Genomic DNA, 18520 nt, shown 5'->3' with positions numbered 1-18520 from the left:
TTTTATCAGTTATGCACGAGCGCGCATTACTTTAAATTGCAGTGACTCTTTTCGGAGGGCACTCCAATGGAGCAATGTATAACTGCGAAAAACTGCTGCCACGGCACACCTGTCACCCGCGTGGTTGATAACCGCAACTTGGGCATAGCGGTAATTCACTATCAACGCCATCCGGACACCTCGCATCTGACGGATATGCAAATCTCGCGGCACCAATACGACGCTCGCGGTTTCCTGCACAAAAGCAGGGATCCGCGGCTGGATGCAAGCAAAGAGGCCAACTTTACCTGGCTAGGCGGTTTAACGGCCAACAGGCTCTATACCCGCAGTGTCGACAGCGGCGATGCCATCGCCCTGAGCGATATTGCTGACCGTCCACTGGTAACAGTGAGTCAGCTGTCAACGGATCCGACGGGCGACCAAAGCACCAGCCAGGCCGTCACATTGAGCTACTGGTACGAGCCCGCCAAACTGCCAGGTCGCCTGATTGCAGCGTCTGAGCAAGCGGCGGGGGACGCTCCCCGTCTGAGTGAACGCTACCTTTATGCCGCACCCAATGCAAAGGCAACAGGCAGGAACCTGGCAGGTCTGTGCACCCATCATTACCACACTGCAGGCCTGCTGCAGATGGAGCGTGTCGCCCTCACGGGTATGAACCAGTCTGCCGTCCAGCGTTTACTCGTGGGCGCCGACGACCCTGCTGCATTCACCGACTGGCAGGGCGAGGACGAAGATTCCTGGAACAAGCAGCTGGTTACACCAGACCGGGCCCATGCCTCGCTGGCCACGGGTGATGCCACGGGCACACACGTGACGTTCATTGATGCCTGCGGCCATTTGCAGGCGCAGACATACGACATTGCAGGGCAATTGTCGGGCAAAACGCTCACTCTCCATGGGCAGGCCCAGCAAGTGATCGTCAAAGCGCTGGCCTACGCCGCCACTGGCGAGACGCTGTTCGAAGAACAGGGCAATGGCGTGTCATCACGGTACACCTACGAGCCAAGAACACAACGCATGGCCAGTGTTCGTACGGAGCGCGCTGCCGCAGGTCATGACAGGGCCAGCCTGATCCAGTACCTTCGCTACACATACGACCCCGTCGGTAACGTTGCCAGTGTGGTGAATGATGCTCAAGCCACTCGCTACTGGCGCAACCAGCAAGTAGAGCCACGCAACACCTTCCGCTATGACAGCCTGTACCAACTGGTGCAGGTAAAAGGCCGAGAAATGGCCAATAGAGGCCAACAAGGGGTTGAGCTTCCGCCGGTCGGAGGCGACGATCAGACCGCTTACAGCAACTACACCCGCAGCTACGCGTACGACACAGCCGGCAACCTTCTGCGGATCCGTCATAGCGCGCCCGCCAGCAACAACTGCTACTCCATCGATATCACCGTCAGTGATCGCAGTAATCGGGCAGTGCTCGGCACATTGGCCAGTCAACCGGAACAGGTCGAGGCGCAATTCACCGTGGGCGGCCAGCAGCACCGGCTCCAGCCTGGCCAAACGCTGGCCTGGACACATCGTGCAGAACTGCGCAGCGTCACCCCCATCAATCGCGAGGGCGACGAGGATGACTTCGAACATTACCGGTACGACGGCTATCGACAGCGGCTGCTCAAAATCACCACACAACTGACGTCCAGCGGGCTACAGATCACGATCTGTGCATTATCTGCCAGGCCTGGAATTGCGCAGCACGGTAGCAGGCGACACCGTGACAGAGGATCTGCAGATGATCCTGGTGGGTGAGACCGGACGGTCGCAAGTGCGTGTGTTGCACTGGATGCAAGGGCGGCCTGCGGAGGCTGCCAATGATCAAATGCGCTATAGCTACGATGACCTGTCGCAAAGCTGCAACCTTGAAGTGGATAACCAGGGCCAGATCATAAGCCTGGAGGAATATTACCCTTTCGGCGGCACGGCAGTCCTGACCGGGCGTAACCAGGTAGAGGCCAGTTACAAAGTCATTCGGTATTCAGGCAAGGAATGCGATGCGTCAGGCCTTTATTATTATGGCTTTCGCTATTACCAACCCTGGGTAGGCCGCTGGCTGAGTGCTGACCCCGCTGGCGATGCGGATGGCATGAACCTGTATCGCATGGTGTCAAACAACCCAGCAACGCTGGTCGATGATCAGGGTCTGATGGGAAAGAAAAAAAAGAAACATTCAGAGCCACTGAACCTATCTTCCACCGTTCCACCGACTTCGACTTCAGCTACCCAAAGGAGCTCGGGAGTAAACCCTTGGCAGCTAGGGGAACGTATGCAACGTGCGCCCGGGGAAGCCTCGTCAAACGCTGTACCGAACATTAATACATCCCCGCTCCTTTCATCAACGCTGACCCCGCTTAGTACAGTACAACTGCCAGGGCCATCGAGGGCCATGGTTTCACAATCGCCGCCCATCAACGAGGATGATGGTTTTACTACTGTCAGGTCCCCGCGCAGGGGCTCCAGCCATTCAATAGCCAGCAGCACGGGCTCAGTTCGCTCTGCCAGAAGTACTGGAGGATCCCCGCTATACGCTATCTCGGGGGAGAAAGCATTCGCCGAGCTCATGAGTCAACTCAAGCAGAGGGTAAGCAAAACCGACGACATTCATGCTATCGGCAGGCGTCGAAAAATAGACAATACACGCAACTACTTTTATCTAAGGACACGCCCGGACAACTCCGGTTACTCACATATCCTGCAGCCCCAAAAAATAGCTGAATATCAAAAAGCCGGGATCAGCGAAAAAGACATAATCCCGGCAATCATGATGGCCCTGATTACCGGAGAAGAGGTCGCCATACAAAATGCTCAACATGAACGACAAGGCCGCCCCATTTACAAATTTGAATTCCAAGGGAACACCCAGTTCATCGCCATATCGCTTGGCTATGAAGCAGGCAATTCAAATGCTCAATCTGTCATTGGCGCCAACATTTCCAGTGAGCGGGATGTCGACTACCACAACCAGCGTAATCGCACTAAACAACCTACAGGCCTGAGAAAAAAATTTGCCAGCCTGTCGTTTACGAAATGAAGGGCCCGCGTGCAGCCTTTTTGGAAATGGGCTGCACGCCGTTACTGCCCGGCTTTCAGCGATAACGCTCGAGCCAATGTGCATAGGGTGCCGGCAAGGTCCAGGAGGCCTTGTCCACGCCCAACTCCTTGGCCGCGAAGTAAGCCCAGTGCGGATCAGCCAGGTGCGCACGCCCCACCGACACCAAGTCCAACTGGTTGGCCTGTAGCGCCTGCTCGGCCAGCTGCGGCGTACCAAAGCCCCACGCCGAGGTCACCGGCAGGTCGGCTTCACGACGCACACGCTCGGCAATCGGCCCCATGAATGCAGGGCCCCACGGAATGTTGGTGTCTGGGATGGTGAACCCCACGCTGACGCTCAGCAGGTCCAGCCCGCCCGCCTTGAAGCGGCGCGCCAGTTCGATCGATTCTTCCAGGGTCTGCTCATCGCGGCCGTCATACTCCAGCACACCAAAGCGCGCGGTCAGCGGCAGGTTCTCCGGCCATACCTCACGCACGGCGGCCAGGGTTTCCAGGAGGAAGCGGCTGCGGTTGTCAAAGCTGCCACCGTAGGCATCGGTGCGCTGGTTGGAGTGTTCGGAGAAGAAGCTCTGCCCCAGGTAGCCGTGGGCGAAGTGCAGCTCGATCCACTCGAAACCGGCATCGCGTGCACGGCGGGCGGCGTCGACGAAATCCTGCTTGACCCGGGCGATGTCATCCAGCGTCATTTCGCGTGGCACTTTCGGCAAATGCGCGCCAAAGGCGATGGCCGACGGGGCGATCGTGTCCCAACCATTGGCATCGTCGGTAGCGATGTGGTCATCGCCTTCCCACGGGCGGTTGGCGCTGGCCTTGCGCCCGGCGTGGGCAATCTGGATGCCCGGCACCGAGCCTGCCGCCTTGATCGCCTGCACCACCGGCACGAAGGCCTGGGCATGGGCGTCGCTCCAGATCCCGGCGCAACCGGGGGTGATGCGCCCTTCCGGCGCCACGGCAGTGGCCTCGACCACCAGCAAGCCGGCACCGCCACGGGCCAGGCCGGCCAGGTGCACGTGGTGCCAGTCGTTGATCATGCCATCCTCGGCCATGTACTGGCACATCGGCGGAATGGCGATGCGGTTGCGCAACGTGACATCTTTGAGGGTGTAAGGTTGGAACAGGGCAGACATGGGCGAGCTCCGGTTTCAGCTGGATACGATTGTTCGATCATAATCGAACTATGGCAATTAATGAAACCCCCGCTATCATGTCGGCCATGCGAGCCTACCAACATCCCAACCCTGAAGACCTGATTCTCGAGCGTGTGCTCTATGCACTGAGCGACCCGGTGCGCCTGGGCATCGTCCGCCACCTGGCCGGCGTGGCCGAAGCCAGCTGCGGCGAGCTTGATGGCGGGCGGCCGAAGTCGAGCATGTCGCACCATTTTCGCGTGCTGCGTGACGCGGGGTTGGTGCATACCCGCAATGTCGGGACTACTCACATGAATTCGCTACGCAGCGAAATGCTGGGCGAGCGGTTTCCCGGGTTGCTGGATTGCATCCTCGAGCAGAAGTGATTCATGCCTTCACGGGCCTCTTCGCGGGTAAAACAAGCATCAAGGCCAGACCCAGCTCGCGAGGTCAGGCGCTAATGGCGTCAAAGCTGCGAATGGGTGTGGGAACCGCGCAAAACAGCGGAAACTCCTCTTCGATGATCCACGGCTCTTTCATGACCAGGTACACATCGAGAAAATCAGAGAAACCAGGCCAGATGAACAGGTCATTGGCCTCGGCAACCGCACGCGACAGCACGCCCACACCGCCAAAGCTCTTGATCATCGAAACACTGACGATCTCGCTGCCGGAGTGGAACACGGTAGCGGCTTCCAGCATGCCGGGCCGGCGTTCGGCGAAGCGGGAAAAGATCGAGGAATAGGGGCACTCGGGCAATGGTTTGATCACCGCGCAGGGCGGGGTACGGTCATTGCTCGTTGACGAGGCGACGACCTCGATGCGCAACCCTTTGAGCGGCACCGAATGGTAGTTCTCCGGGACGCTGTCACCCAGTATTACCACCATGTCCGCCTCGTCCTTGGCCAGCTTGGTCAGGTTGTCGGGTGATTCCGAGCAACTGAAGATCGGGCTGTAGCCAGACAACTTGCTGACCACCCCGCCCATGATCTGCTGGTTGATTTCCATCGACAGCGTACTGTTCAGGGCCACGCGCAACGGCAGCCGCTCGTTGCGGCTCTGGCGCAACTGATTGATCTTCAGCTGCATGCGCTCGGAGCAACGCACGATTTCCAGCACATGCGGCAGGATGCCCACGCCTTCCTGGGTCAGCGATACCCCTTTGTTGGTCCGGTCGAACAACTTGAAGCCGCAATGATCTTCAAGCTTTTTCAGCTGAGCGGCCAAGGCCTGGACCGTAACGTGAACCTGTTCGGCCGCATCGGTGATCGACCCTGTTCGGGCCACATTCACGATGTTTTTAAGCACCTTGATGTCCATTCCCTCTCCCTCCCCGTCCCGTTGGCGCAGTCCGCCAACGAAGGCCAAAAGGATAACGCACAAGCGCGTGCACTGTCTGCCCGCTAACGGTGCACGCCAGCCGGACAGCAAGCAACGGTTGAGGCACGTCAAAAAAAAATGAAGTTTCGGCGCGTTATTCAACTGTTAGATTTTTGTCAGCTTGTACATAAATAGAGATTGCCATGCTGACACTGAACAAAAACATCGATACTGCCCTGCGACAACACAAGACGGTCAATGTCATGGGCAGCGACTATGCGTTGACGGGCGGCTTCAAAGAATTCGTCGAGTTTTCCAAAAGTTGGGAAACCATGGGCGTCGACCGCTATTACGGCCAAGCCGACAAGGGCACGCGCTACCGCCGTTACAGTGACTTCGACTTCAACCCGGTCACGGGCGAACTGTGCCAGCTCAATCACCGCGCCTACGAACAATCCGAAGCGCACAACACGTACGTCGGCGGGATGTCACGCCACTTCGACGATATCTCCGCCGATGTATTCAATTCACCCATATTGCGGGCGTTGATCCGGCTGGATTTCGACGTGTACAAAGCGGTGCTGCCCGAAGAACTGCACACGGTCAACTGGCAATGCCAGGTGCACCAGATTCGTATCGAGATCAAGCCAGGGGCAGAAATCGAAATTACCCCCGAAGGCATTCATTGCGACGGCTACCCATTCAGCGGCGTGCACTTCTGGGGCCGCCACAACGTCGAGGGTGCCACCAGCAAGATCTACGACAAACAGTCGAATGTGATCGACTCCGGCACTTACCTGAATATTCTCGACACGACTTATTTCCTCGACCGCGAACTGCAACACTATGTCACGCCGGCGACCAACCCAAGCAACGCTGAAATGGGCTACCGGCAGATTATTGCGATTTCCTTCTCTCGACCGGGTAGCGAGCATGACATTATCGACTAACTGCATCGGCACGGCGCCGAAGTTGTTCCCGGCCGAACACATCAATGGCCTGAGCATCAAGAAAGCCACACCCTTCCATGCCCGCAAGATCGTCGACTTCTTCCGTCGCTTCGAGGAGACCTCGTTCTGCGACTGGCAGGACGAAGTGCTGCTCAAGGGTTTGCTGGGTTCGGAGCACACGTACTGCTACATGGCCGAAAACCACACCGGCAGCATCGTCGGCGCGGTGGCGGGTGGCCTGATGGGCACACGTGGCACCATCAACCACATGGCGGTGGCGCCGGATTATCGCCAGAGCAGGATCGGCACTTCACTGGCCAATTCGATTCTCAGCGATTTCCGCCAGCACGGCATTCGCCGGGTGTTTCTGTTCGTCGAGAATGACAACACCAACGCCCTGAGCTTCTGGCACAAACAAGGCTTCCTGCAAACCCGCGGTGAAATCACCTGCGAGGTCGACCTGTGACCTCGTCGGTGCTACTGACCACCTCGCGCAAGGAGAGCCTGGTAGACGCCCTGCCGATCGTCACCGGCTACTTCGTCGTCAGCTTCGTGTTCGGTGTCATGTGCATCAATGCCGGCCTGCCCCTGTGGCTGCCGGCTGCCATGTGCCTGTTCGTCTACGCCGGGGCGGCGCAATTCGCCGCACTGGCCCTGATCACCAGCAGCGCGCCGCTGATCACCATTGCCTTGTCGACCCTGCTGATCAATTCGCGGCACATGCTGATGGCGATGTACATGTCCAAGCGCAGTGCGCAACTGCCAATCAGCAAGTCGCAGAAGTTGCTGTACGCGTTCGGCCTGACCGATGAATCCTTTGCCTTCCACAGCCAACGCCTGGAAAACGGCAAGCCGACCTCGCCTGGCTATCTGCTGCAGTTCAATACTTATTGCCATGCCAGCTGGATCGCCGGTGCGGTGTTTGGCGCGGTGGCCTCGGATGCCTTGAACCGGTTTTCCCAGTTCAAGCTGGACTATGCCCTGACGGCCATGATGATCTTCGTGCTGATATCGCTGTGCAGCACCTTCACCAAAGCCGTCATCGCCCTGGTGGTCATCGTCACCACCTGCCTGCTGAACCTGTATGCGCCCTCGCCCCTGAACGTATTCATCGCAACCGCCGTAGGCTGTGGAGCAGGGTTATGCCTGAAAAGAACTACCTGATCGCCGCGGTCATGCTGATGGCTGTCATCACCTACCTGACCCGCGCGACCCCGTTTCTGCTGAAGATGGAGAAGTCCCCCAAGCTGTTCAATGACGTCATTGAATACCTGCCGGTGGCAATCATCGCCAGTATCACTGTACCCGCCCTGCTGGTAGCCAAGGATGGCTCGCTGATCGGCCTGAATGCCGACCTGCTGGCCGCGATTCCGGTGATTATTGTCGCCTATTGGTCGAGGAGCCTGATCTACAGCGTGTGTGCCGGTGTTGCCGGGCATGTGGCGATCACGCTGCTGGCTTGAGGCCCGGAATTGAGAAGGAATCCGCTATGAGCCTTGCACGCCGGAAGGTCACCCTGACCAACCTGAGTGAGTTTTCCCGCCTGATGCCCCAGGTTCCACGCGATCGGGTAATCGACGAAATGGCTGACCTGTCGCTGGAATGTTCGCTGACCTATGCCTTGAGCAAGACGTTTCTGCGCGATGGCTGGATCGCCGAGTATCGCCATCTGCATGGCGCTGCACAGCTGATCCCGGCCAGCGACCTGCTGCTGTTCGCCACCTCAGGTAGCCTGATGCTGGAAATGGCCGATGGCTCGGAACTGCACGTAATGCACGGCGACCAGGTGGTGCTCCGGGCGGCCACCGAGGCAAAGGTGTTCCCCGTCAGCGACGAAGGTAATGTCAGTTTCCTGGCCTTGGCCGTAGACCTCAACCTGACCGAGGTACTGCAGGAGCTTGCCGTCGACAGCCCCCTGCCGAAAACACCCTAAAAAAAAGCCACGGGGGTTACCCGTGGCTCTCTCGAATCAACATCGGCCCGATCAGAGCGCCATGTCGTTCTCTGGCTTGCTTTCAACCGGCTTGCTCGGCGCAACGGTGGTACCGACGCTCTCGTCGATCACCGGAGGCTTCTCCAGCTGCAGCACGTCAGCGGTGTAGTTCCACTCTTTCTGGGTGGCCGCTGCCGAGTCGTTCAGCTTGGTGCCGTAGCTCGGTACGATTTCCTTGATCTTGGCCTGCCACTCAGGGGTGGCGACCTTCTCTTTGAACACGGTTTCCAGCACGTTCAGCATGATCGGCGCAGCAGTCGAAGCACCTGGCGAGGCGCCCAGGAGACCTGCGATGGTGCGGTCCTGGGAAGCTACGACTTCAGTACCCAGCTTCAGCACGCCGCCCTTCTCTTCGTCACGCTTGATGATCTGCACGCGCTGGCCGGCCTGCCACAGTTTCCAGTCTTCCTTCTTGGCGTTCGGGAAGTAGGTGCGCAGCGCATCGAAGCGGTCGTCATCCGACAGCATCAGCTGGCCGGCGAGGTACTCGACCAGCGGGTACTGGTCGATGCCGACCTTGGTCATCGGCCACACGTTGTGGGTGGTGGTGCTGCTCAGCAGGTCCAGGTACGAACCGTTCTTCAGGAACTTGGTCGAGAAGGTGGCGAACGGGCCAAACAGGATCACGCGCTTGCCGTCAAGCACGCGGGTGTCCAGGTGCGGTACCGACATGGGTGGCGCGCCGGTCGAGGCGATGCCGTAGGCCTTGGCCATGTGCTGCATGGCCACGGTCGGGTTCTCGGTTACCAGGAACGAACCACCCACCGGGAAGCCTGCGTATTCCTTGGCTTCAGGAATGCCCGACTTCTGCAGCAGCTTCAGCGCGCCGCCGCCGGCACCGATGAACAGGAACTTGGCGTCGGTGGCCGATTCGGTACCGTCCTTGAGGTTCTTGTACTCGACGTGCCAGGAGCCGTCTTTGTTGCGGGTGATGTCCTGCACTTCGCTGGACAGCTTCAGGTCGAAGCCTTTCTGGGTCTGCAGGTGGCCAACGAACTGGCGGGTGATTTCGCCGAAGTTGACGTCGGTGCCGATGGGCGTCCAGGTGACCGCCAGCTTCTGGTTAGGGTCACGGCCTTCCATCATCAGCGGGACCCACTTGGCGATCTGCGCGTGGTCCTCGGAGTACTGCATCGGGCGGAACAGCGGGCTGGCCTGCAGTGCCTCGTAACGCTTCTTGAGGAACTTGATGTTGTCATCGCCCCAGACGAAGCTCATGTGCGGGGTGGTGTTGATGAACGAGTGCGGGTTCTTCAGCACGCCCTGGCGAACCTGCCACGACCAGAACTGGCGGGAGATCTGGAAGGCTTCGTTGATTTCGATGGCCTTGGAGATGTTGACGTTGCCGTCTTTGTCTTCCGGGGTGTAGTTCAGCTCGGCCAGCGCGGAGTGGCCGGTACCGGCGTTGTTCCAGCCGTTGGAGCTTTCTTCGGCGACGCCGTCCAGGCGCTCGACCATTTCCATCGACCAGCTTGGCTCCAGCTCGTGCAGCCACACGGCCAGGGTGGAGCTCATGATGCCGCCGCCGACCAGCAGCACGTCGACTTTCTTGGTTTCTGCGGCGTGCGCTTGCATGAAGCTCGCAGCGACAGCCAGACCCAGCAAGGTCTTGCCAGCTTTCTTGAACATTGATCAATTCCAGTCAGTAGAACGGAGTGTGGGCCTGTGGCTGGCCCAGAGGGTTCCTTGTTCTTCAGCGCAGGCTTGTTGTAGATGATTGTTCAGCAGCCAGAGAACCAGAAAACGACTCAGGCTTTTGTCGCATTGACCGACAGGGCTGAATCGTTTCGCTGATTGTAACCGAAATGCCAGCACAAACAAATCGGCGGGCCATGGTCAACGCGGCGGGTTGTCTCAGCGCGATCACGCTTTTTGTAAACCATTCTGCCAACAAAAACCCCCGGCCATTTGCATGACCGGGGGCTTCGGATCAGGCCGCTAGCGGCGAGATCTGCGGATCACCAGGCTTACTGCGGCTGAGGCAGCTTATCGATCGGGCCGCAGCCGCCGATGACCTTGGAGATGGAAACCGAAGGGTGGAACAGGTAGTCGTACGAGCAGTTTTTCTGCGCGTTGTAGACTTGGCCAGTGCAACCCGACAGCAGGGCAACGCCGGATACGACAGCAACGGCGACAGTGGCCTTGAACAGCTTTTTCATACTAAGTCCTTTAAATACTTCATCTTCGGCCATCTTTCTGATGGCGGCGGGATGATACAGAACCCAGGCATTGGATCCAAGTCGCAAAAGGCGATCGACGCCCTACGTGGCCAGGTGAACTCGCTCACAGCGATGGGCCACCCGCGTGCTGAAAACCTGACCCCCTCGGCGCAAAGCGCGATAGTCTACGAGCCAGCCTTCGCACTGCCAACAGGAGTTCCCCCATGCTCGGCGTCACCGACTACGGCGCGTTCGTCATCGCCTTCATCATCGTCCTGGCCATCCCCGGCCCGGGCAACTTCGCCCTGATCACCGCCACCGGCAAGGGCGGCATCAAGGCGGGCATGGCCGCGACCTGCGGGGTGATCCTCGGTGACCAGGTGCTGCTGTGGCTGGCCGTGGCCGGCGTCGCCACCCTGCTGGCCGCCTACCCCGCCGCCTTCCATGTGGTGCAGTGGGCCGGCGCCGCCTACCTGGCCTACCTGGGGCTGCGCATGCTGCTGAGCAAACCCGGCGGCGCCCCGCGCACCAGTCGCATGGACAACGGCCATTACCTGCGCCAGACCATGATGATCACCTTGCTTAACCCCAAGGCGATCATGTTCTACATGGCCTTCTTCCCGCTGTTCGTCGACCCGGTGAAGCACCAGGGGGTGGTGACCTTCGGCTTCCTCGCCGCCACTGTGGCGGTGGTGACCTTCCTGTATGGGTTGATTGCCGTGGTGCTGACGCATCTGCTGGCCGAGCGCATGCGGGCTAATCCGCGGATTGCCAACATATTCGAACGGTTGGCCGGGGCATGCCTGGTCGGGTTTGGCATCAAGCTGGCGGCGATGCGCTGAGGGGACCTAAGGGTTCGCCTTGTTTTTTTTCGTCGGCGCGGAAATGGGCTGATCAGCCCACCTGTTCGAAGCACCGCCTTTTTATGAACAGGCCTGATCCGATTCAGATTTTTCCCCTGCCTTGTAGGGCGTTCCTGAATCATACTCGTGGGCCTGCCAAACCATTGCGAGTGCTTGGGAGTGGGCTTAGTCTCGGGGCCGTCGTTGCCAAATCAGCGACCGGCTTTGACAGGCCGTACATACTCCCGCGTGCATCTACAGCCTATGGCGGCTGTACATGGGGCACCTTCGTGTGCGCCGAGTTGCTCCGGGATCCTCGGTCTGTCAACCCATGTCCAGCTGCCACCCTCTTGTTTGACAGCAAGCTTGCGGTAGCTCCAATGATCCTGGAGATATGTATGCGCAAGATGGTCCCCGATCCACCTCACTCCTCTGTTGCTCTGCAAGATGCCTTGGTCCAGACCTCTGAATACGTGATCTGTGCCTTATCCGTCGCCCGCCAATCGGTGCAGCTCAACCCCACCTCCCCGAACTCGATCGTGATGCAGGCCGTGGTCCACGAAATGGAAGCTGCCTATGCCCTGGTGGAGTCGGCATTAGTGCAATTGCAGATGCAGGCTCATCTGCCGGCCGAGCCACGAACGCTGCATTAAGGCTCAAGTGATGTGCTGGCCTCTTCGCGGGCACGCCCGCTCTCACAGGGTTGGCGCTGCCTTCAGCTCTGGCGCTGTACCTGTGGGAGCGGGCGCGCCCGCGAAGAGGCCAGTGCAGGCAACGGAAAAATCAGGGAGAACACAATGACCACAGACAACACTCACCGCCCCACCACAGTAAGCAAAACCCGCTTCTACCAAGGCGAAAACAAAACCCAGCCCCTGTTCTGCATCGAGCCCGGCATCCCCTGCCAAGCCGCCCGGGAGCAAGCCTCTGAACTCATGAGCTACGCCCACGACCTGACCCTGACCGGTTTGCTGGATGACAACCAGAAGCTGATCTGGGCCTCGCATTACCTCAACGCGCTGGCCAAGGCGCTGCTGGACGATGCTGAGCTAGGGATGATGAAGCACTGACACAGGCGTAGTTACCCCCTGAAGGCGCACTGTCTGCAGGGCTCGCGATGGGCCTCACCACCACCTCCACCACCCAATTTTGGTGTTGCGCTCCCCACAACCGGGTTGCCCATTTCACAAACAATTCAGATCCAAATAACGTTTTTACAATTAGAAACAGTTTTTCGGGGCTCTCTTCGCCAATCCAGCTATGGCACAACCCGTGCTTTGACCACTACGGCTCAAGGAACGAACTCTTGCGCGCATGTCCGGAACCGGCCAGAACATCGCCGCTCGAGATCGTCGGAAGTTTCGTAGTCCGGGACTTCAGGTCGAGCTGTCTATTCGATATCCGTGTCGCTCCGTAGTGGTTGCACAAGCCGTGCAACACGAGCCCTAACGTCGGTAGGTCGAATGCTTGCAAAGAGGCTGGCAGCATTTCGGAGACCATTATGAGCACATCTGCAGGCGTCAGAACTTCAGCCGTAGCGCCCACCCAAACTCGCCTCAACCCGCGCTTCGCTCGCCCAGCATTGCTTGCCGGGGCTGTATTCGCCGCACTGGCACTGAGTGTTGCCACGCCTGGTGACGCCTGGGCCAAGGGCGGGACCGACAAGCCGGTGAAGGGCACTCCATCACCTTTCACTACGCCCACGCTACCTGACCCGATCTTTGTCGACCCCTTGGCCATTCATGGCTTCGACATCACCGGTTTCATTCAGGACATGACCGTCGACAGCAGCAACAGCAATTGTCCCAATACCAGCAGCCCGGACCGGTTGGGCGGTACGGTAGTTGTTAACGGCACAACCATTACCGTGCCGTGCAACTCGGTCATCCAGATGCCCGCCAATACGCTCACTTGGGCGGACTTCGTACACGGCGGCCCATTGGGGCTTAAACAACTACCCGCCACTTATCCATCATTTGAAGTGCATGTTGTCGGCAATACAGTCGCAGGCAAACAAATTGCCGGGTTGATATTCGTCTCCCAACAATCGGCCCAGGTCGGCAGTGGCTATATCAGCAGGATTGACCAGACCACCGGGAACATAGAGGTGACGAGCACCAACTCGCCGCAACCGACCGTGTTGCAGATCAACGATCCCAACGGGCGTTTCGGTCGGGCCCAGAGCCCCGATGCGCGCTTCTCGGTGGACGACGCCAACCCTACCATTCACTCGGCCACGGGTTACCCGATGTGCGTCCCGCGCACCGGTGACGACCCGCTCTGCCCACAAAAAAACCGGCCTAAAGTGGTGACACCCACTACTACCAACAACTGCCGCAACTTTGCCCAGGCCGGCGTGGCGCTGCCTGCGTCAGGTGAGTTGACACCACCGAAGGCAGGCCAGCTGTATTGCAGCCAGTTCGTCATGAAGCGCTTCAGTGACCCGACCCGGACGGCAACCGACCCAGACCCGACCCAACAAGTCCCGTTCGAAGTCGGCGACTTCATCAGCTACTCAGGCACGCTGTTCAAATCGACCACTGCCGGTGTGCCGGACTTCATTTCCGCCCACACCATTGAGGCCAACCTCGGTATCTACACCCAGCCGGGCTCTCAGCCCAGCTACCTGGCCATTGGCGAATTCGGCGTCGGCACTGCTGACCCGGCCGCGGTCGCAGTCAACGGTGCAGCTCAGGAAACCCAGGACCGCATCTTCCTCGAAGCCGAGACCACCGACGTCAAGACCCCGGTGGACATCTACCTGATCGACGTCGACCCCGCCACCGGCGTGCAACGCAACCGCTGGATCACGCCATTTGAAATGACCGGGGAATGCGACCCTGCCACCGTGCAGGCGGCCACCTGCGCCGGCGCTTCCGGCGGGATCACCACGCAGAACGTTGGCCCACAGCCACAACGTGCACGGCTGCGTGCATCCAAGGCACCGACCGGCCTGCTCAGCCAGCCAACCCGTACCTTGCGGGTGGTCGCTCGCTCACTGTGCGTACCCACCAACACCCTCCCGCAACCTGGAGTCGATAGCTGCCTGCAGAACGCCGGCCGCCTGACCGTGGCCAACGGGCTGACCGCCGGCCAGTACGTGGCACCGGTGTTCGAGTTCATCTTCCCGGAAAACGTCAAGCCAGGGGACGAGATCGTGCCCAATGACTTCTGGCACCTGCCATTCCTGCGCAATGGCGAAGGCAGTACCACCCCCACCGGGGTTGGCGCACTGGAACCCACGCCTTGGTAAGTTGAAACGCCAGAAACGAAAAAGCCCCGCAGACGTTAATCTGCGGGGCTTCATCTTGTATGGCGGAGAGATAGGGATTTGAACCCTAGGTACTGTTGCCAGTACAACGGATTTCGAATCCGTCCCGTTCGACCACTCCGGCATCTCTCCAATGCCGCGCATCATACCAGCGTTTTCTTGAAAGGCAAATCTTTTTTCAAAAAAAATCGCGTGGTATCAGGCGCTTGCGTGCGCGTGCGGCTTACAGCGGCACGCCCAGGCGCTTGGCAACTTCTTCGTAGGCTTCGATCACATCGCCCAGACCCTGACGGAAGCGGTCCTTGTCCATCTTCTTGCGGGTTTCTTTGTCCCACAGGCGGCAGCCGTCCGGGCTGAACTCGTCACCCAGGACGATCTGGCCGTGGAATACGCCGAACTCCAGCTTGAAGTCGACCAGCAAAAGGCCTGCGTCATCGAACAGCTTGTTCAGCACTTCGTTGACCTTCAGCGACAGCTTCTTCATCTCGACCAGCTGCTCGGCGGTGCCCCAGCCGAAGGCGACAACGTGGGATTCGTTGATGAACGGGTCACCCTTCTCGTCGTTCTTCAGGAACAGCTCGAAGGTGGACGGCTCCAGCTTGATGCCCTCCTCCACACCCAGGCGCTTGACCAGGCTGCCGGCGGCGTAGTTGCGCACCACGCACTCGACCGGGATCATGTCCAGCTTCTTCACCAGGCACTCGTTGTCGCCCAGCAGCTTGTCGAACTGGGTCGGCACGCCGGCTTCTTCGAGCTTCTGCATGATGAAGGCGTTGAACTTGTTGTTCACCATGCCTTTGCGGTCGAGCTGTTCGATGCGCTTGCCGTCGAACGCCGAAGTGTCGTTACGGAACAGCAGGATCAAGCGGTCGGCGTCGTCGGTCTTGTAAACCGATTTGGCCTTGCCGCGGTAGAGTTCTTCGCGTTTTTCCATGATTGGGCTCCGCTTGCTGAGGTGTTGGGCTAGGCGATTTCGCGCCAGTCGAGCCCGTGTTCCTGATTCGCCACCTGGAGCCAGTCCGGGTCGCACCCGAGGGTGTCGACGAAGCACTGGCGGGCCAAGTGTGGCAGGTTGTTCTTGCTGCTGAGGTGGGCCAGCACCAAATGCTGCAGGTTGTTCCAGCCCAACTCTTGCACCAGGCGCGCAGCCTGGTGGTTGTTCAAATGCCCTTGCATGCCACCTACCCGCTGCTTCAGGAAGGCCGGGTAGTGACCGCGCGCGAGCAGGTCACGGCAGTGGTTGGCTTCGATCAGCAGTGCGTCAAGGCCTTGGTAGCGATCAAGCAGCAGCGCATCGTACGAACCCAGGTCGGTGAGCATGCCGAAACGCCGCCGCCCGTCGCCGATCACGTACTGCAGCGGCTCGTAGGCGTCATGTTCGACCCGTGCCGCGCTCACTTCCAGGGCGCCGATCTGCAACCGTTCGCCACAAGCGAGAAAACCGGTCACCTCCACCGGCTTGCGCATGCCGCGCAATGTGCCTTGGCTGAGGTAGACCGGTACATTGTAGCGCCGCGACAGCAACCCCACCCCATGCACGTGGTCGGCATGTTCGTGGGTCACCAGCACGGCGCTCAGTTGCGCCGCCGACACCCCGAGCAGCGCCAGGCGCCGCTCGGTTTCACGCAGGGAAAAGCCGCAATCGACCAGGATGAACGTGTCACCACTGGCGATCAGCGTGCCGTTCCCTTGGCTGCCGCTTCCAAGTACCGCGAAGCGCACTTAGCCCAGGTGGTCCTGAATGGCGCTCAGCACGCGGCGGGCGACATCGGCCGGGGCCACGGTGTTGATGTTCTTCTCGACGGTGACCTGCACGCTCTCGCCGACCTTGCTCAGGCGCACTTGATAACGCTCGGCACGGGCTTCACGCTCTTCCTTGGTCGGGGCGCTGCCGAACATGCGGCTGAAGAAGCCAGGCTCGTTCTGCTTGTCGTCAGGCTTTTCCGACAGGTTGATGTAGTACAGGCCCAGGCTGCGGTTGATGTCCTCGACGCGCCATTCGCCACCCTGCTCCAGGGCACGGCCCACGCCGGACCAAGCACGGTCCAGGTCCGAACCGAGGAACAGCACCGGGTTGCCGCTGCCGTCTTCGCTCAGGCTGACACGGCTAGGGGCGTCGAAGTCACGTGCGGCCAGCAGCGATACCGAACCGCCTTTCTCAGCGCTGCGGCTCATGCTGGCGAGCATTTCGTCGACCAGCAGCGCGTCGGCGCCGGTGTTGGCCGAAGTGGACGGGAACGCGGTGTCGGCGGTGCTGCCTGCCGGGCGCTCGACGCTGACGATGTACACCTCGGAGGTGTTGCGCTGCACGCCGGGCTCGATGCGCACACGCACACGCACTTCGCTGTCGCCACTGCTGGCAGTGCTCGACAGACGCTGGCCGAGCGATGCCGACAGTTCGTCGAAACGCTGCCAGGTGGTGTTGAATTCACCGGTCTGCGGGCGCTCTTCGGCAATGCGGAAGCCATTGTCCTCGAAGAACTGGTGAGCCACCGGCCACACTTCGGCCGGCGAGTGCTGGGCCAGTACCCAGCGGCTATTGCCGCTGCGCTGCAGGGTGTAGTCACTGGCTTCGGCACCGGCCGTCAGGGGTTGTGGACGCGGCACTTCGAACTCGCCAGTGGCACGATCGTCGGCGACGTTGCGCGGGATCGGCAGCAACGGGTCAAGGCGCTTGACGTTGCCGGCGTCTGGCGGCAGTTGCATCGGCGCAGTCGGGTGGGCCTGCAGGTAATCGCTGCCGCGGTCACGGAAATAGCCATCCTCGCCCCACAGCCAGCCACACCCACTGGTGCTGGAAATGATCAGGGCGAGCGCGGAAAGACCAGCCAGTCGCTTCATGCGGTGTACTTCCTCTTAAACCAGTACGCCGGACTGGCGCAAGGCAGTACGGACTTTTTCGTGGCAACCTTCGCTCAGCCAGGTCAATGGCAGGCGAATGCCTTTGTGCATCAGGCCCATTTCCACCAGCGCCCACTTCACAGGGATCGGGTTGGCTTCGCAGAACAGGTCTTTGTGCAGCGGCATGAGTTTTTCGTTGATTGCGCGGGCCTTCTCGGCGTTGCCCTCAAGGGCGGCCTCGCACAGGTCGGCCATTTCGCGCGGGGCGACGTTGGCGGTGACGGAGATGTTGCCTTTGCCGCCCATCAGGATCAGCTCGACGGCAGTCGGGTCATCGCCGGACAGGACGATGAAGTCGCTGTCGACGCCATCGAGAATCGCCTTGGCACGGGCCAGGTCGCCAGTGGCTTCCTTGATGCCGATGATGTTCTTGACCTTCGACAGGCGGATCACGGTGTCGGCCTGCATGTCGCAGGAGGTGCGGCCAGGCACGTTGTAGAGGATCTGCGGAATGTCGACGGCTTCGGCAATGTGCTTGAAGTGCTGGTACAGGCCTTCCTGGGTCGGCTTGTTGTAGTACGGCACTACCAGCAGGCAGGCGTCGGCGCCGGCATTCTTGGCGTTCTGGGTCAGGTGCACGGCTTCGGTGGTGGAGTTCGCACCGGTGCCGGCGATGACCGGGATCGGCTTGTTGCTGCGCTTGACGCGCTCGACCACGTGCTTGATGACCAGGATGTGTTCTTCGACATCCAGCGTGGCCGACTCACCGGTGGTGCCGACAGCGACGATCGCGTGGGTGCCGTTTTCCAGGTGGAAGTCTACAAGTTTGTCGAGGCTTACCCAGTCCAGACGCCCTTGTGCATCCATGGGTGTGACCAACGCCACCATACTGCCCGCAATCATGTAACTGCTCCTGCCGGAAAAAGAGAGCGGTAATGGTACTGGGGGCATCGGCCTTGCACA

At 59.9% G+C, this 18520-nt stretch carries 20 protein-coding genes and 1 tRNA gene; 12 read left to right on the top strand and 9 right to left on the bottom strand.

All coding sequences use genetic code 11. The annotated features are described in order from the left end of the window. The first annotated feature begins 66 nt into the window (after window positions 1-66). Both APH28_RS28620 and APH28_RS14035 read left to right on the top strand, forming a co-directional pair. Window positions 67-1755, top strand: coding sequence for an RHS repeat protein (locus APH28_RS28620; protein ID WP_060510257.1), 1689 nt, complete (start codon window positions 67-69; stop codon window positions 1753-1755). Beyond that, window positions 1721-3034 carry an RHS repeat-associated core domain-containing protein gene (locus APH28_RS14035; RefSeq protein ID WP_156340888.1) on the top strand — a complete coding sequence of 438 codons (1314 nt, stop codon included), beginning with the start codon at window positions 1721-1723 and terminating at the stop codon, window positions 3032-3034. The genes APH28_RS28620 and APH28_RS14035 overlap by 35 nt, the downstream gene beginning before the upstream one ends. A gap of 55 nt (window positions 3035-3089) precedes the next feature. Here APH28_RS14035 and xenA read toward each other — a convergent pair whose 3' ends face one another. Beyond that, window positions 3090-4181, bottom strand: a complete 1092-nt coding sequence (gene xenA, locus APH28_RS14030; RefSeq protein WP_060510253.1) for a xenobiotic reductase XenA — start codon at window positions 4179-4181, stop codon at window positions 3090-3092. Between the two features lie 50 nt (window positions 4182-4231). On the opposite strand from xenA, the gene APH28_RS14025 reads away from it, so the two are divergent. After that, the gene (locus tag APH28_RS14025; RefSeq protein ID WP_060510251.1) at window positions 4232-4567 is read left to right on the top strand and encodes a helix-turn-helix transcriptional regulator; all 336 of its coding nucleotides are present in this window, start codon (window positions 4232-4234) and stop codon (window positions 4565-4567) included. Between the two features lie 64 nt (window positions 4568-4631). Here the strand turns inward: APH28_RS14025 and APH28_RS14020 are convergent, their stop codons facing one another. Then, on the bottom strand, window positions 4632-5501 hold the full coding sequence (locus tag APH28_RS14020) for a LysR family transcriptional regulator (protein WP_060510249.1): 870 nt from the start codon (window positions 5499-5501) through the stop codon (window positions 4632-4634). A 203-nt stretch (window positions 5502-5704) separates the two neighbouring features. On the opposite strand from APH28_RS14020, the gene APH28_RS14015 reads away from it, so the two are divergent. From APH28_RS14015 to APH28_RS13995, 5 genes are read left to right on the top strand one after another with little or no spacing between them, the layout of a single operon-like run. Beyond that, entirely contained in the window at window positions 5705-6451 is a 747-nt protein-coding gene (locus APH28_RS14015) for a 2OG-Fe dioxygenase family protein (RefSeq protein WP_060510247.1), read from the top strand. Next, entirely contained in the window at window positions 6435-6917 is a 483-nt protein-coding gene (locus APH28_RS14010) for a GNAT family N-acetyltransferase (RefSeq protein WP_177334265.1), read from the top strand. Before APH28_RS14015 ends, APH28_RS14010 begins: the two co-directional genes overlap by 17 nt. Further along, the gene (locus tag APH28_RS14005) at window positions 6914-7615 is read left to right on the top strand and encodes an AzlC family ABC transporter permease (protein WP_060510243.1); all 702 of its coding nucleotides are present in this window, start codon (window positions 6914-6916) and stop codon (window positions 7613-7615) included. Before APH28_RS14010 ends, APH28_RS14005 begins: the two co-directional genes overlap by 4 nt. Further along, complete coding sequence (locus APH28_RS14000; protein ID WP_060510241.1) at window positions 7594-7914, top strand: AzlD domain-containing protein; 321 nt, start codon at window positions 7594-7596, stop codon at window positions 7912-7914. The genes APH28_RS14005 and APH28_RS14000 overlap by 22 nt, the downstream gene beginning before the upstream one ends. Before the next feature lie 26 nt (window positions 7915-7940). Then, window positions 7941-8384 (top strand): hypothetical protein, encoded by a 444-nt coding sequence (locus tag APH28_RS13995; RefSeq protein ID WP_060510239.1) that lies wholly within the window; start codon window positions 7941-7943, stop codon window positions 8382-8384. 51 nt (window positions 8385-8435) lie between these two features. Here the strand turns inward: APH28_RS13995 and mqo are convergent, their stop codons facing one another. Both mqo and APH28_RS13985 read right to left on the bottom strand, forming a co-directional pair. Continuing rightward, window positions 8436-10073, bottom strand: a complete 1638-nt coding sequence (gene mqo, locus APH28_RS13990) for a malate dehydrogenase (quinone) (RefSeq protein WP_060510237.1) — start codon at window positions 10071-10073, stop codon at window positions 8436-8438. Between the two features lie 338 nt (window positions 10074-10411). Then, complete coding sequence (locus APH28_RS13985; RefSeq protein WP_060510236.1) at window positions 10412-10603, bottom strand: DUF4223 family protein; 192 nt, start codon at window positions 10601-10603, stop codon at window positions 10412-10414. A 224-nt stretch (window positions 10604-10827) separates the two neighbouring features. Here APH28_RS13985 and APH28_RS13980 point away from each other — a divergent pair, with 224 nt between their 5' ends. The 4 genes from APH28_RS13980 (at window position 10828) to APH28_RS13965 (ending at window position 14698) form a co-directional block, all read left to right on the top strand. Continuing rightward, window positions 10828-11445, top strand: coding sequence for a LysE family transporter (locus tag APH28_RS13980; RefSeq protein WP_060510234.1), 618 nt, complete (start codon window positions 10828-10830; stop codon window positions 11443-11445). 398 nt (window positions 11446-11843) lie between these two features. Next, window positions 11844-12098, top strand: a complete 255-nt coding sequence (locus APH28_RS13975; protein ID WP_060510232.1) for a hypothetical protein — start codon at window positions 11844-11846, stop codon at window positions 12096-12098. A gap of 144 nt (window positions 12099-12242) precedes the next feature. Beyond that, window positions 12243-12515, top strand: coding sequence for a DUF3077 domain-containing protein (locus APH28_RS13970; protein ID WP_060510230.1), 273 nt, complete (start codon window positions 12243-12245; stop codon window positions 12513-12515). 431 nt (window positions 12516-12946) lie between these two features. After that, entirely contained in the window at window positions 12947-14698 is a 1752-nt protein-coding gene (locus tag APH28_RS13965; protein ID WP_060510228.1) for a hypothetical protein, read from the top strand. Between the two features lie 60 nt (window positions 14699-14758). Here APH28_RS13965 and APH28_RS13960 read toward each other — a convergent pair. From APH28_RS13960 to dapA, 5 genes are all read right to left on the bottom strand, one after another. Further along, window positions 14759-14848: transfer RNA gene (locus tag APH28_RS13960), tRNA-Ser, on the bottom strand. 91 nt (window positions 14849-14939) lie between these two features. Then, window positions 14940-15650: a phosphoribosylaminoimidazolesuccinocarboxamide synthase gene (gene purC, locus APH28_RS13955; RefSeq protein WP_008097517.1), complete on the bottom strand. Its 711-nt coding sequence runs from the start codon at window positions 15648-15650 to the stop codon at window positions 14940-14942. 29 nt (window positions 15651-15679) lie between these two features. Further along, window positions 15680-16438: an MBL fold metallo-hydrolase gene (locus tag APH28_RS13950; RefSeq protein ID WP_060510225.1), complete on the bottom strand. Its 759-nt coding sequence runs from the start codon at window positions 16436-16438 to the stop codon at window positions 15680-15682. Then, on the bottom strand, window positions 16439-17557 hold the full coding sequence (gene bamC / locus APH28_RS13945) for an outer membrane protein assembly factor BamC (protein ID WP_060510223.1): 1119 nt from the start codon (window positions 17555-17557) through the stop codon (window positions 16439-16441). A 15-nt stretch (window positions 17558-17572) separates the two neighbouring features. Further along, window positions 17573-18460, bottom strand: coding sequence for a 4-hydroxy-tetrahydrodipicolinate synthase (dapA, locus tag APH28_RS13940; protein WP_060510221.1), 888 nt, complete (start codon window positions 18458-18460; stop codon window positions 17573-17575). Between the last annotated feature and the right edge of the window lie 60 nt (window positions 18461-18520).

It is taken from the genome of Pseudomonas sp. NBRC 111124, assembly GCF_001320245.1.
Taxonomy (GTDB): domain Bacteria; phylum Pseudomonadota; class Gammaproteobacteria; order Pseudomonadales; family Pseudomonadaceae; genus Aquipseudomonas.
The sequence above is the reverse complement of the archived record's forward strand: the minus strand, read 5'-3'. Positions and strand labels throughout refer to the sequence as shown.

What these genes read in the sequence shown, in the direction of transcription:
- APH28_RS28620 (WP_060510257.1), top strand. Translation starts at nt 67, where the DNA reads ATGGAGCAATGTATAACTGCGAAAAACTGCTGCCACGGCACACCTGTC.
- xenA (WP_060510253.1), bottom strand. Translation starts at nt 4,181, where the DNA reads ATGTCTGCCCTGTTCCAACCTTACACCCTCAAAGATGTCACGTTGCGC.
- APH28_RS14025 (WP_060510251.1), top strand. Translation starts at nt 4,232, where the DNA reads ATGGCAATTAATGAAACCCCCGCTATCATGTCGGCCATGCGAGCCTAC.
- APH28_RS14020 (WP_060510249.1), bottom strand. Translation starts at nt 5,501, where the DNA reads ATGGACATCAAGGTGCTTAAAAACATCGTGAATGTGGCCCGAACAGGG.
- APH28_RS14015 (WP_060510247.1), top strand. Translation starts at nt 5,705, where the DNA reads ATGCTGACACTGAACAAAAACATCGATACTGCCCTGCGACAACACAAG.
- APH28_RS14010 (WP_177334265.1), top strand. Translation starts at nt 6,435, where the DNA reads ATGACATTATCGACTAACTGCATCGGCACGGCGCCGAAGTTGTTCCCG.
- APH28_RS14000 (WP_060510241.1), top strand. Translation starts at nt 7,594, where the DNA reads ATGCCTGAAAAGAACTACCTGATCGCCGCGGTCATGCTGATGGCTGTC.
- APH28_RS13995 (WP_060510239.1), top strand. Translation starts at nt 7,941, where the DNA reads ATGAGCCTTGCACGCCGGAAGGTCACCCTGACCAACCTGAGTGAGTTT.
- mqo (WP_060510237.1), bottom strand. Translation starts at nt 10,073, where the DNA reads ATGTTCAAGAAAGCTGGCAAGACCTTGCTGGGTCTGGCTGTCGCTGCG.
- APH28_RS13985 (WP_060510236.1), bottom strand. Translation starts at nt 10,603, where the DNA reads ATGAAAAAGCTGTTCAAGGCCACTGTCGCCGTTGCTGTCGTATCCGGC.
- APH28_RS13980 (WP_060510234.1), top strand. Translation starts at nt 10,828, where the DNA reads ATGCTCGGCGTCACCGACTACGGCGCGTTCGTCATCGCCTTCATCATC.
- APH28_RS13975 (WP_060510232.1), top strand. Translation starts at nt 11,844, where the DNA reads ATGCGCAAGATGGTCCCCGATCCACCTCACTCCTCTGTTGCTCTGCAA.
- APH28_RS13970 (WP_060510230.1), top strand. Translation starts at nt 12,243, where the DNA reads ATGACCACAGACAACACTCACCGCCCCACCACAGTAAGCAAAACCCGC.
- APH28_RS13965 (WP_060510228.1), top strand. Translation starts at nt 12,947, where the DNA reads ATGAGCACATCTGCAGGCGTCAGAACTTCAGCCGTAGCGCCCACCCAA.
- purC (WP_008097517.1), bottom strand. Translation starts at nt 15,650, where the DNA reads ATGGAAAAACGCGAAGAACTCTACCGCGGCAAGGCCAAATCGGTTTAC.
- bamC (WP_060510223.1), bottom strand. Translation starts at nt 17,557, where the DNA reads ATGAAGCGACTGGCTGGTCTTTCCGCGCTCGCCCTGATCATTTCCAGC.
- dapA (WP_060510221.1), bottom strand. Translation starts at nt 18,460, where the DNA reads ATGATTGCGGGCAGTATGGTGGCGTTGGTCACACCCATGGATGCACAA.